General features: G+C 59.2%; 9 protein-coding genes and 4 pseudogenes. 7 read left to right on the plus strand and 6 right to left on the minus strand.

Annotation, left to right across the window (positions count from 1 at the left end; genetic code table 11):
* Nucleotides 1-217 precede the first annotated feature (217 nt).
* The 4 genes and pseudogenes from MMB48_RS09160 to MMB48_RS09175 all read left to right on the plus strand — a co-directional run.
* A pseudogene (locus tag MMB48_RS09160) lies at nucleotides 218-547 on the plus strand (IS256 family transposase); the annotation flags it as partial.
* A gap of 142 nt (nucleotides 548-689) precedes the next feature.
* Nucleotides 690-2,148 (plus strand): annotated as a pseudogene (istA, locus tag MMB48_RS09165) (IS21 family transposase).
* Nucleotides 2,145-2,906, plus strand: coding sequence for an IS21-like element helper ATPase IstB (istB, locus tag MMB48_RS09170; protein ID WP_032744850.1), 762 nt, complete (start codon nucleotides 2,145-2,147; stop codon nucleotides 2,904-2,906). Before istA ends, istB begins: the two are co-directional and overlap by 4 nt.
* Nucleotides 2,907-2,991: 85 nt before the next feature.
* A pseudogene (locus MMB48_RS09175) lies at nucleotides 2,992-3,804 on the plus strand (IS256-like element ISBlo17 family transposase); the annotation flags it as partial.
* Nucleotides 3,805-3,926: 122 nt separating this feature from the next.
* Here MMB48_RS09175 and MMB48_RS09180 read toward each other — a convergent pair.
* The 3 genes and pseudogenes from MMB48_RS09180 to MMB48_RS11730 all read right to left on the minus strand — a co-directional run.
* Entirely contained in the window at nucleotides 3,927-5,345 is a 1,419-nt protein-coding gene (locus MMB48_RS09180) for a polysaccharide biosynthesis tyrosine autokinase (RefSeq protein WP_032744851.1), read from the minus strand.
* A gap of 499 nt (nucleotides 5,346-5,844) precedes the next feature.
* Entirely contained in the window at nucleotides 5,845-6,480 is a 636-nt protein-coding gene (locus MMB48_RS09185; RefSeq protein WP_050496299.1) for a PBECR4 domain-containing protein, read from the minus strand.
* A gap of 399 nt (nucleotides 6,481-6,879) precedes the next feature.
* Nucleotides 6,880-7,122: pseudogene (locus MMB48_RS11730) on the minus strand (transposase); the annotation flags it as partial.
* A 686-nt stretch (nucleotides 7,123-7,808) separates the two neighbouring features.
* Between MMB48_RS11730 and MMB48_RS09195 the strand changes: the two are divergent.
* Both MMB48_RS09195 and MMB48_RS09200 read left to right on the plus strand, forming a co-directional pair.
* On the plus strand, nucleotides 7,809-8,597 hold the full coding sequence (locus MMB48_RS09195; protein ID WP_080714869.1) for a DNA-processing protein DprA: 789 nt from the start codon (nucleotides 7,809-7,811) through the stop codon (nucleotides 8,595-8,597).
* Complete coding sequence (locus MMB48_RS09200) at nucleotides 8,590-9,429, plus strand: hypothetical protein (protein ID WP_032744852.1); 840 nt, start codon at nucleotides 8,590-8,592, stop codon at nucleotides 9,427-9,429. The genes MMB48_RS09195 and MMB48_RS09200 overlap by 8 nt, the downstream gene beginning before the upstream one ends.
* Before the next feature lie 250 nt (nucleotides 9,430-9,679).
* On the opposite strand, the gene MMB48_RS09205 is transcribed toward MMB48_RS09200, so the two are convergent.
* Both MMB48_RS09205 and MMB48_RS09210 read right to left on the minus strand, forming a co-directional pair.
* A complete protein-coding gene (locus MMB48_RS09205) occupies nucleotides 9,680-10,231 on the minus strand; it encodes a type II toxin-antitoxin system VapC family toxin (protein ID WP_032744853.1) in 552 nt (183 codons plus the stop codon).
* Nucleotides 10,228-11,019 (minus strand): OB-fold nucleic acid binding domain-containing protein, encoded by a 792-nt coding sequence (locus MMB48_RS09210; protein ID WP_032744854.1) that lies wholly within the window; start codon nucleotides 11,017-11,019, stop codon nucleotides 10,228-10,230. The genes MMB48_RS09205 and MMB48_RS09210 overlap by 4 nt, the downstream gene beginning before the upstream one ends.
* A 249-nt stretch (nucleotides 11,020-11,268) precedes the next feature.
* Between MMB48_RS09210 and MMB48_RS09215 the strand changes: the two genes are divergently transcribed.
* Nucleotides 11,269-11,442 carry a hypothetical protein gene (locus MMB48_RS09215; protein WP_155237327.1) on the plus strand — a complete coding sequence of 58 codons (174 nt, stop codon included), beginning with the start codon at nucleotides 11,269-11,271 and terminating at the stop codon, nucleotides 11,440-11,442.
* A gap of 182 nt (nucleotides 11,443-11,624) precedes the next feature.
* On the opposite strand, the gene rfbA is transcribed toward MMB48_RS09215, so the two are convergent.
* Complete coding sequence (gene rfbA, locus MMB48_RS09220; RefSeq protein ID WP_032744855.1) at nucleotides 11,625-12,524, minus strand: glucose-1-phosphate thymidylyltransferase RfbA; 900 nt, start codon at nucleotides 12,522-12,524, stop codon at nucleotides 11,625-11,627.
* Between the last annotated feature and the right edge of the window lie 14 nt (nucleotides 12,525-12,538).

Raw genomic sequence — 12,538 nt, forward strand, 5'->3', positions numbered from 1 at the left:
CCCAAACAACTCAGTCCTTTAACAGTAAAACCGGGGTTATAGGCCAAAATGTGTGTCCGTTTTGGCTTGTGTTCCTTTGTGGCGGTGGGCGTTCCTCCTGTTCGAGTTGTATGGGCGGGGAACTCGAGGTCGGCCAGAATGTGTGTCCGGAATGGCCGGTCAGGCCTTGCGGCACAACGGTTGAGTGACTTTCGAGTTGGCGTGGCAGATTGGGTGGATGAACACACCTTGTTGCGCCGTGTGCGGCGAGCCGATGAAGCGGAACGGAAGGACGAGCTCGGGACGGATCAGGTGGCGGTGCCGGAACGCCGGCTGCGGGAGCTCACGCACCCAGTCGCGCGACAACAGCGCCCGTGATCTGCGGTGCGGTCTGGATTGGCTGTTCTCGAAACAATCGCAGGCCGAGCACCGGCTGCCGGCACGCACGCTGCGCCGCCGGTGCGAGCTCATGTGGAGCCTGTGGCCGCCCGTGCCCCTGGTGGACGAGGTGCATCATGTGGTGCACGTGGACGGCATCCACCTGCACCGCGACGCGGTGGTCCTGATTGTTTTTGTTCAATAGGAAGTTGAGGTTTTAGTCACGAAGGTTTTTCGGGTTTAGGCGGAAAGGCATGCCGACCACCCGTGGGCCTTAGCCTGATGGTGCTTCTAGTTCCATTCGGGAAAGGTCCGGAAAGGCAATGATCAGCATGCCCCAAATACAGTCTATCCGTTCGCGTCGCAGGAACGGTGAGTCCATCGCCTCGATAGCGCGCAGCGAGAGGGTCAGCGAGCCGACCGTGCGCAAGTATCTGAGGGTCGACGACCTATCGGCCAGGCCGCCCGTGAGGCGACGTCGTGGTTCGGTGATCGACGAGTGGCTGCCCATGATCGAGGGCATGCTCGCCGAGGACCGGGAGACCTGGCGCAAGCAGCGGCATACCGCGACCCGCATCCATGAGCGGTTGCGCGACGAGTACGGGGCCGGGGTGTCGTTGTCGACGGTGACCCGGACCGGGGCGCGGCTCAGGCGCGAGGCCGCGGCGGAGCGGGAGGCCGGTTTCCTGGACCTGTCGTGGCATCCGGGCGAATGCCAGGCGGACTTCGGCCAGGTCGACGTGCGCTACCGGGGCGTCGTGACGCGAATGCGGCATTTCGTGTTGGATTTCCCGTACTCGAACATCGGGCCGAGCCGGCTGATGCCCGGGGAGAACGCGGAGTGCACGTGCCAGGCCCTCAGGAACCTATTCGAATGGCTGGGCGGGGTGCCCGAACGCATCGTGTATGACAACGCCGCCGGCGTCGGACGCAAATGGTTCGACAGGATCCGCCTGACCCGCCTGTTCCAGGCGTTCCAGGCGCACTACGGGTTCGAGTACACGTTCTGCAACCCGTACTCGGGACACGAGAAGGGCGGCGTCGAGGCCCGGGTCGGGGCCGTGCGCCGCAGGCTGTTCGTGCCGGTGCCCGGCGTATGGAACCTCGACAGCTTCAACCTGCGCCTGCCCGGCCGCTGCCTCGAACTGGGGGACAAGGACCACTACAGGAAGGGCGAGAGCCAGACCGGCCTGTTCGACGAGGACCGAAAGGCGCTGCTGCCCCTGCCCGCCAAGCCGTTCGACGTGGTCACGTGGACGAGGATGAAGGCCGACAAATACGGCAACATCACCGTCCAGGGCCGCCACCGGTACGCGGCCGGACCCGAACACGCCGGCCATGAGATGATCGTCGGCCTGAGGGCCCTGGAGGTGGAGATCCTCGATGCCGAAGGCAAACGCGTGATCACGCATCCGAGGTCCTACGGGGACAAGCCGACCGACAGCGGCGACCCGTCGAGCCAGCTCGGGCTGTTGTGCGACCGGCCGGCGGCCTGGCGCAACAGCCGGGTGCGCGACGCGATGCCCGACCCGCTTCGCGAATGGATCGACGCGCAGGACGAGGCCACGCGGCGCGACAGCCTGCGTGCCCTGCTGCACGCCGACGGCGAGAGCGGCTGGCGGGCGGCCGTGGCCGGCATGCCCGGTGATCCTCGAATCCACCGGAGGCACGGACCGGGCCGGGGTATGTCTGGCCGCGGCACGCTACGCCTCGGGCCTGGGACCCGTGGCCTACGACGACCCCGTGGACCTGAGCGAATACGACATCGCCTACACCAAGGAGGACGAGTGAACCAGAAGAACGGACGGACCGACCCCGGCCCGCTGCGCGAGCGGGCGAGGAGCCTGTTCATCTCGCAGGCCACCATCGACGAAACGCTCGAATGGGCCACGCCCCGCCAACTGGACGCCATCGACCGCATGCTCGCCACGGAACTGGCCAACAGGGAGGCCTCCAAACGGGCAAGGCTCATGCGCCAGGCCCGGTTCCCGGTGCCCAAAAGCCTCGACGGCTACGACTTCGCGAACGTGCGCCTGCCCGACGGATACACCAAGGAGCAGCTGACCGGCCTCGATTTCGCGGCCAAGGCGCAGGACCTCGTGTTCTACGGCAAGACGGGACGCGGAAAGACCCACCTGGCCACCGCCCTGGGCATGCTCGCCATCAAGCAAGGCAGGAGCGTGAGGTTCCGGCAGACCGCGGAGCTCGTGCTCCAGCTCGGCAAGGCCAAACGCGACGGCGCCCTCGACAGCCTGCTCAGGGACCTCGCCCGTGCCGACCTGATCATCCTCGACGAGTTCGGCTACGCGCCCGTGCGCCTCGACGGGGCCCGTCTCCTCTACCAGATCATCGCCGGCAGCTACGAACGTCGCAGCATCATCTTCACCACGAACATCGAGTTCAGCAAATGGGGGACGATCTTCGCCGACGACAAACTCGCCGCCGCGATCATCGACCGCATCGTCCACCACGGACGCCTCATCGAATTCACCGGCCCCAGCCGACGCGTCAGCCAAGCCCTCATGTTCGGCAAGACGGACAACCAGTAAAACAAACCACCGGCCGGCACTCCTCATGCCGAAAACCGAAAAAAATTAGTGACGAAACACGAAACACCGACTTGACTAAAAACACCTGATCGCGGTGGCCGGCGGGCACGTGATCGGCTGGCACGTCGCCAAAAGCGAGAAAGCGGCGGCATGGCAGTGCCTGATGGCGCGCATCGCGCCGCCCGACGTGCTCGTATGCGACGGCGGGGGCGGCGTCCTCAAGGCCGCGAAGGCCACGTGGCCGGATACGAGGATCCAGCGGTGCCTGTTCCACGTGCAGGCCAACATCCTCGAGCTGACCGGCAGGCGGCCCAGACTCGAGGCGGGCGGACGGCTGCGCCGGGTGGCCCTGTCCCTGCCCCGCGTCGGGGACGCGGGCGGCGCGGCCGAATGGCTGGTCTCCTACAACCAGTGGGAGCAGGACTTCGCCTCGTTCCTCGACGAGAAGAGCGAATACGCCGACGGCGGCGTGAACGACATGCACCAAAGGCTCGTCAAGGCACGGCGCATGATCCGCAGACGCATCCGCGAGGGCCACCTGTTCACGTTCCTCGACGAGGGGCTCGCGTCCGTCGGCCCGGTGCCGTCCACCAACAACCTCGTCGAATCATGGAACGCGCGCCTGCGCGACATGCTGCGCCGCCACCGCGGACTGCGGCTGGTCAGACGGCTGAAGGCGATCTGCTGGTGGTGCCACCAGCACACGGAACGTCCCGAGACCGACGCGTGGCTCGCGGCCAACGCGATGACCGACGAACGACTCGAGCGCCTCTACCGGCAGGCATGGGAAAGGAGCCCGCAAGGCCAGTACGAGACGTTCGGCATCCCCGCAAGATACGGCACCGGCATCGACTGGAACGAGTTCCACACACGGGTCGAATGGCAGTCGAACGACTAGACCGCCGGACACACATTTTGGCCTATAACCCTAAAACCGTGCGGCACAGAAGCACCGCACGGTTCATATTGCAAGACAATAGGCAAACGCCGAAACTACTACTTGTGGCCTTCCTTCTTGCCCTAGCCCTTGCTCTTGGCACCCTTATGAGAGCTGCGCTTGTTGCCGTCCTCGTAATAGTAGTAGTAATAGTTCTTCGAGTGTATCTTCTTCGGATCAGCGAAGTTGAAGACGAAGCCGAGAATCGGCACTTCGGCGGTCTGCAGAGCCGTAGCGGTGCTTCTCAGCTCCTTCTTCTCCACAACGCCCTTACCGGTCACGAGCACCAGACCACCGGCCATACGACCGAATACGGTGGCGTCGCTGGCAACGGACAGCGGAGCAGTATCGATGATCACGTAATCGTACTGGGTGAGGGCCTGATCGACCATTTCCTTCATCAGGTCGGAGTTCAGCAGAATGCTGGCATTAGCCGGACGCTTGCCGGCCGGCATGATGTGCAGGTTCGGCTTCCAGTACTTCTGAATGACATCGGCCGGGGATGCCTGGCGAGACAGCACGTGAGACAGGCCCACGTGGCCTTCGATGCCGAGTTTGTGGGCCACGGACGGGTGGCGCAGATCGGCGTCGATAAGCAGCACGCTCTTGCCTTCCTCGGCGAGAGCCACGGCAACGTTGGAGGAAACCGTCGTCTTACCTTCGGACGGATCGGTAGAGGTGATGACCAGCAGTCGGCCATGACCCTGCGTGGCGGTGGTGGTAAGGAACGACAGGTTCGTACGAATACGACGGAATTCCTCAGCCTCGCTACCGGCCGGCTGAGCGACCACGACCGGACGGCTGTCGTCAAGAATCGCAGCCTGCGGCACGGTACCCAGCGAAGAGGCGTGGGTCAGTTCGCGCACGTCATCGGTGGAGTCCACCTTGGTGTTGAGGATGTCCTTCAGCAGGGCAACGCCAATGCCTACGATGAGGCCGAGAATCAGGCCCGCGGCCAGATACAGCGGAATGTTCGGGGAGCTCTGCCCGGTAGGAGTCTGAGCCTTCTGCACTACCGTGAGCTTGATGGGAGAGCCGCTGGAGGAGGAGTTGTTGTACAGGTCGGAAGAAATCTGATCGGTCAGGTTCTTCGCCACGCTGTTGGCGATGTCGGCCGCTTGCTGCGGATCGCCGACTTCCGCCGAGATGTCCACCATGAATGTGTTCGTGGGGTTCGTAACGGTCACCACGCCGGCAAGATCGGTCGTGGTCATATCCAGGCCGAGGTCCTTAATGACGGGCTGGAGCACGGCTTCGGTCTTCACCAGTTCCGGATACGTCTTGATCTGGGTGTTCAAATAATTGGCACCATAGCTCATATCGTTGGCGGTCTGCGTCTCGCCGGACTGACCGGCATACGTGGCGAACACTTCAGCCGTAGCCGTGTACTTCGGCGGCATGATGAACGTGACAGCTGCGACCGCAGCAAACACCACCACGAACGAGATAATCGCAGACGCGAGATGCTTGCGAACGATCTGCAGCAAATCAGCGATGGTCAATGTTCTTCCTTACCTCTTCGGGAAATTTTCACAGATGGTCTATAATTTAGCACCTACCGGGGAACTTCTCGAGACCATGGATATCGTCTGAAACCCTTGGAACAGCCGCAAAAATTTGAAATATTGCGCACAACAGGCAATGAGTATATGTCAGATTGCACTTAATGAAAGTTATCGATCTCGTAGCCAGACCCTCATACAGTCTTCGAAGTTATCGCCAGGAAATCCAACAATGATAATTTCATACAAGAAAAGTTGCGCATTCAAAAAGGTGATGAAAAATCTGATTCGTTAATCTCATGGAATGACTTGGAGCATGTGACGGTAATGCCCGATATCTTGCTCACTTTGGTCTTCGCCCGTCCTTGTGGCGATAATCAGTCTGCCCATACGCTCTCACTGAGCCCTGACATGCCGAGACAGCGTCGTGTCGGCCGCTCGTTGAAGATCCGACCCGATCAACGGTACGCAGTGTGAACTCGTGATTGGGCGAGTCGGATTAGAGTTCCGAAAGGAAGGCCGTCTTTACCGGCAGGATATCGCCATCGCCTACATACCGGTTCAGCGAGGCGAGGATACGGTCGGTCTTGTCCCGACTTGCTTTGCGGCCCGCGGGCCGTTTAGTCACGCGAGTGTACGTGCTGCTGTTCCTCTCGGTTTTGACGATGGCGAGAACTTTGTGCGCGTTAGTCCAACGCCTTTCCAGATTCAACGCCGTATCGGGAACCATCCGAGTCCTGTGCTCGATGAAGCCCATCACTGCATTCATGTTGATGGCTACGCAATCCGCTTTGGTCTCCCCCGGCAAGGACGGATGTCGTTCGAACATCGAGGCCTTGGAATCCAACCTGACCAAGAGCCCGAGCACCGAAATCTTCAGATCAGTGCAGTGGTCGTATGTGTACTCAAGACGCGTCGCATCAATGGATTCGTTGACAGCGATATCGAGGAAATCCCGCTTGCTGGTGACCGGGTATTTCATGCCGCACAGATGCATGAAATTATCCGCGCCGAAGAAGACCTCCAATGGCGTGGTGCGGTCGTTGGGTATAAACAGAACCCTTCTGCCGCACAGTTCCTCTTTGTAGACCTTGGCGGCCGCATATACGATGTCGAGATCCTCGGCAACACCCATTCGCGCGACCTTCCCGTCAAAAAAGAAAAAAGAATGAAAGCCGGCGCCCTTGAGCAGCCGGCGGTTTCATTCAGCCGTTTAACGTCCTCTCGCGACGACAATCCGCGTTCCTCGGAGGGAACGTGTTTTCCATGAGATTTTCGGTCTCCATGGCGGGACCAGTTGCACGTTCAAAGGGCTTTGCAACCCTTTACGCCATATCGTGCGTCATCGCGTACGGCCAGATACGCGACAAAGCGGCGAGATCCTTTTTTACGTGAGGAGGCCAAAACACGGCACGGACGGACCGGAACCATCGTTTGCGGTATCTACTATACCGGCTCGGCCCAAAAGGAAGCAAGACAATCCCGCGTTTCGACGAACGAGCCTCGACCCAGTGGAAGGAATGGTCTGTGATTTTCACTTACATACACGTACGGCGTGCCGGTGGACCTTCACGCTCGTGGAGTCCAGGGCGGGCACCCGAACCTCGACGGCGATGATCCGCTCCTCCTGCAATGCCGTGAACAGGCGCTCCATCGCGCCGTTCCTGGACCAGCGGTTGAACCGCTGGTAGACGGTGATCCACTTGCCGTAGCACTCCGGCAGGTCCCTCCACGGGCCCCCGTGCGGCACATCCACAGCAAGGCGTTGACGAACGTGTAGTTGTCGACCGCCACGTTGCCGCGCTGGCGCGGCAACAGGTGCGCAATCCTCATGAACTGATCCAGCGTGATGTCATACCTCGGCGTACATATACGCCAATTATCACACAAAACCTAAATAGTGTAAACACACCCTAGCTCATCATCGCCACTCCGCACATCCTTGAGATGCATATGCAGCCCCCCACCACATCAATTAAATAGGCTTCCCTCGCCACTGATAATTCACGACACACCCTCTCACACAACGACTGTCCACAATCACCCCTCCCCGGTCACGAAACACAAACCGCAACATCGCAGTTTCGACTATTGTACAGGTACGTTTCAAGTGCCACAGCCTTCTAAATAGACAGCGGGAAGAGAATAATTTACTTCTTTGCCGGTAAAATGGTATGTCGATATCTCGTTGTTTTCCGGTTGAGCGAGGCTCTACGATGTTGGAGGTGATTGGAGTTGCGGTTTGATGATAGGAGACAGCTCGATGTTGAAAACGCTGCTCTGATCGCATTGATTGAGTGCTGCGAACGGCCTGATACGTGGTCTTCATTGGCCAACGAGTGTCTAGTTGAAGGCAGTGCTGTGCGTGTGCTCAGGCATCGGATGGATCCGTTGCATAATCCGCTTCGTGAACACGAATATGTGCCGACGAATGAACAGGGCTCACTGTTTGAGGTGGAGGACATGCCATCCGTCGAATACACGGCGAAAGCGAATGCCGCGTGGAATCAAGCCAACCAGAAGGTGACGCAGTGGCGAGAGCAAAGTCTTGACTTGGTCACCGTGTTCGACGACCGGTTCCCCTCGCGGCTGCGATCGGTCGTAGACGTGCCGCCATTCCTGTTCGCCAAGGGTTCTCTGCTCTCGAACGATTTAGGTGTTAGTGTCGTGGGATCGCGCAAATGCTCACCGGAGGGTGCCACGTTCGCCCATGACACGGCTTGCATGCTGTGCGAACGTGGATTGACTGTAATCGCAGGACTGGCTGAAGGCGTCGACTCGTTCGCCCACCGTGCAACATTGGAAGCAGGCGGACGAACGGTCGCATTCATTGGCACGGGCATTAACCGTTGCTATCCCGCATCCAACCGTGAACTGCAGAAAAGCATCGAAAAGCGGGGACTGGTGCTATCCCAGTTCTGGCCTGACAGTCCGCCAACCAAACAGACATTCCCGATGCGCAACGCGCTGATGTCGGGATATGGTCTGGCCACTGTGGTGGTTGAGGCATCGGAACATTCCGGCACACGTATTCAGGCCCGTCAGGCGCAACGTCACGGACGCCCGTTGATTTTCCGTGACGTCGTACTGGAACGCACCGAATGGGCGCAGGAATATCGTAACAAGCCAGGCGTGTTCGTCGTGCACAGTGTCGAAGAGGTCGGTAAAGCACTTGATAGGATCTCATTCCTCGACAACGATGTAGACACATTGCTGGGAAACATTCTCGACGCGAAGGCGCAATATGCTTGACTCTACGCTGAATCTAAATCTGCTGGCTGCATACGCCCGCTTTGAACAGAGTATGGGGTGGAGGTTGGGCAGCTATGCCAAAACAGTGATATACCGCAGTGCTAAGCATCATGTCTGTCCTACCTGCGGCGGTCCCAAGCTGGACAGCGCATCGCTTTGCTACAGCTGCACTAGTCTGCGCCAACAGGCTGAGGCTCTCGGCGTCGCACATCTGATGGCGGATCGGGTCAGGATTGCCAACTACGCTATTAAATTCGATCAGATGTACCGCGTCATGGATGGATACAAGCGCAACCGCCCTGAATCCAAGGAGGATTACTGCGAGACGCTGAAATATGTGCTTGGTGATGCGCTTGTCGTCCATTGGAGTTGTCTAACTCATACGTCTGATGGAGTGATGCCGAGCGCATGGGCTACCATACCGTCGACCACAACCAGCGAACGCTATGGTCAGCCACACCCACTCAACGGATTGGTCTCGCCGATGCTGAATAAAACCATCCCGGAGGTGAAATTGCTGGCTAATGAGCAGAAACATCGAGCGATTGCACCATCCACGTTCTCGCTGGATGGCTCGTATTCGGATGAGACACTAAGACATGTACTGCTCATCGACGATACATGGACGTCGGGAGGCACCGCCGAATCAGCCTCCATCATGCTTAAACAGTCTGGAGCGCAACGAGTGACCATCTATTGTCTGGAGAGAATCATCGATCTGGATTATTGCTCACGCATGATCGGGCAGAGCGTCTCTGACGGTTATAAGCAGTTGACCTATCGTAATGGATGCCCGTGGGATTATGACCAGTGCCCGATGCGGAACAAGTGATGATTTTTTACTTTTTCAAATTCCAGCTGTCTTTACACGGTTCGTGTTGCCTTTGCCGTCCACGATGGCGGTCCAGTCTCTCCATCGGGGCTTGAAACGATGGATAGGTCATCGTTGTAACGTTGGCTTTCGGATTCATATAATGAACACGCACCTGCACACGACGGATACGGCGTCAAGCTGGTAAAGCAAGTACGAGTCGTGCCCTGACCGATCGCCATTGGCACACGACTCATTCGCTATGCGTCTGTCAGTTTCCGGCCAGTTCCAGTTCGCCTTGAGTGGGCGGGAGCATGGGCGGGTTGCATGCGATGATATCGGTCTGGCCTTGCTCGCGGGCCTGCTGCACCGTGCGGATGAATTTGTCGTCCCAAGTGTAGACATGGGTGGCGTGGGCGTACTTCGCGCTGGCAAGAATCGCCGCGTCGCCCGGCCGGAGGTTCTGAACCGCCGGTGTTTCGCTGAACCAGCCAGCGGCGTCGGCCGTCAGATCGACCATGGGCAATTCACAGTCATAGCACCATTTGATCAGCCGTTGCTTGTGGTCACGTGCCCGACTGCGTGTCTGTCCGGATTGGCCGGAGCGGATGACGAAGTTGCAGGACAGTTCGATCATCACCATCGAGGGCAGCAGCAATTCCAGCTCCCCGGCGATGCCGTCGTTGAGCAGTCGTTCGGATCGGGGCAGGAATGACGGGTCGGTGGTGTCGTCCTTGCCGAGCGCCACGTTGACGATGACGTTGGTGTCTACCACGGCGCGTTCGGGATAGCGCCGTGAAGATTCGCTCTCATTGATTTTCATCGCCCGCCTCCCATGGTGGTGCCGTGGTCATGGGTCTCGCGCAGCGTGGAGACGAAATCGACGGAGCCGAGAGCGCCAGTGAAGTCGAGGCTGATGATCCCTTCCAGGTCTTCGGCAGTAGCCGGGGCGCGGTGGCCGTCGGCGATGATCTCCAGGTCCTCGGCGTCCACGGACACCAGTTCGCCGTCGTCGGCGCGTACGAAGCCGCGCGCATCGACCTCCATGCCCACTTGGATGCGTTTGACGATCGGGTCGAGTTCGGGGCCGAATCTCACGTCGACGCGGCTGCGGGTGACGTGGTCGACCAGCCCGAGCGTGCGGTGCGTGCGCTGCAGGATGACCTTATCCACCATGCCGCGCACATGACCGAACGAGCGGCGTGATCCACGGATCAGCAGACGGTTGATGCCGGTGAGCACGCCGGGCGTGAACGTGCCCTCCGCCTCGTGCGAGGAGACGGTGATGTTCGCGTTGGTCTCCTTGGCCAGATCACTCAACGCGGAAAATACGCCGGAGAACCGGAATGCCTCGTCCCGATTCACGTCGTCTCGTGTGGCCAGGCGGGTGATGGTGTCCAGTGTGGCGAACGAGCGTTCCGTTCTCTCGTCCACCACCACGGGTTTCGCGGCGAGGTCGATGCTGTGCAGTTCCATGCGGGAGATGCGCCAGTCGGACGCATCCGCTGCGAACAGTATCCTTGCGAATGCGGACACAGCCTGGCTCAACGCCTTCGGGGTCACGTCCCGCGGGGCGCAATCCAGTTTGAATCTGAAGTCTCTGTCGCCCATGGCACACCTCCTTCCCGTATACGCAGTATCGTCCCGTCGTCTGCGGGCGGGTCGCCGTGCCCAGTATTCCTGTGCTACTGGGTATCAGTGTACGTGGAGTGGATTTCAGTGTAAAGCACGAGCATGTCTGACGGTAATATGCCCATGGTCCATTCCCGTACGCCTCGTCGCAATAGCACACAGGCATACGCAACAGAGTGAGCCTCTGGAAAAAGACAGGATGCATCGGCTCGCATATCGCAGGCAGTTATGCCCATCATCGGAGAGTTCCGACACCCGTTTTACCTAATATTCGGCTATGGATACGTGGCTTACCAGTCCGTCAACGGTGCTGCCTATCCGGAAAGCAAAACCGTGATTTTCGATGCCGCCAATGCCACCTCCGAAACTATGAAGCGCCGCGGCCGCAAAAAGGCAGAATAACCACCAAGGTACAGGAATTCGCGTTATTGCACGCTATAGGGGGCTGCTGCATACTGCAATGCAGCAGCCCCTTTTACTATTGATGAACAATGTCGTCATATACATCGGCAAATGCGTAATCTGCTATCGCACTCAGCATTAATCTCAAAATACTATGTCGTTTCCGCATTCGTCCGAGTCAATCAGTCGTTAGGAACAATCACGACTTTGCCTTCGGCCACATCCTTGAGATGCTTGCCATAGGGGCTCTTGCCGTAACGTTCGGCCGATTCGAGGAGCTCCTCCTTGGAAATCCACCCATTTTCGTAGGCGATTTCCTCCACGATGGCGATGGGCAGGCCCTGGGCGCGCTGTACGGTGCGCACGAACTCGCCCGCCTCGTACAGGGAATCCATCGTGCCCGTATCCAGCCACGCGTACCCGCGGCCCAGCGTACGCACGTTCAGGGAGCCGTCCTCCAAATACATCTTGTTCAGGTCCGTGATCTCCAGTTCGCCACGAGCCGACGGCCTGACCCGCTTGGCGAACTCGACCACACGCTCGTCGTAGAAGTACAGACCCGTCACCGCGTAATGCGACTTCGGCTTCTTCGGCTTCTCCTCGATGGACACGGCCTTCTTATGCTCGTCGAACTCGACCACACCATAGCGTTCCGGATCGTCGACATAGTAGCCGAACACACTTGCGCCCCCGCCGCCTTCGGCCTTGGCGACGGCCTTGCGCAATGTGGTGCCCAGACCGTTGCCGTAGAAGATGTTGTCGCCCAGCACGAGCGCGCACGGCTCGCCGTCGATGAACTCCTCTCCCAAGAGGAATGCCTGCGCCAAACCATCCGGGCTGGGCTGCACCTTATAGGAAAAGTGCACGCCGTAATGCGAACCGTCGCCGAGGAGCTTTTCGAAGTTCGGCAGGTCCTTCGGCGTGGAGATGATCAGGATGTCACGGATACCCGCAAGCATGAGCACGCTGAGCGGATAGTAGATCATCGGCTTGTCATACACCGGCAGCAACTGCTTCGACGTCACCGTCGTCAACGGATACAGACGCGTACCGGAACCACCAGCCAAGATAATGCCTTTCATGGTGTTTTCCTTCA

It is taken from the genome of Bifidobacterium sp. FKU, from assembly GCF_026016385.1.
Taxonomy (GTDB): domain Bacteria; phylum Actinomycetota; class Actinomycetes; order Actinomycetales; family Bifidobacteriaceae; genus Bifidobacterium; species Bifidobacterium infantis.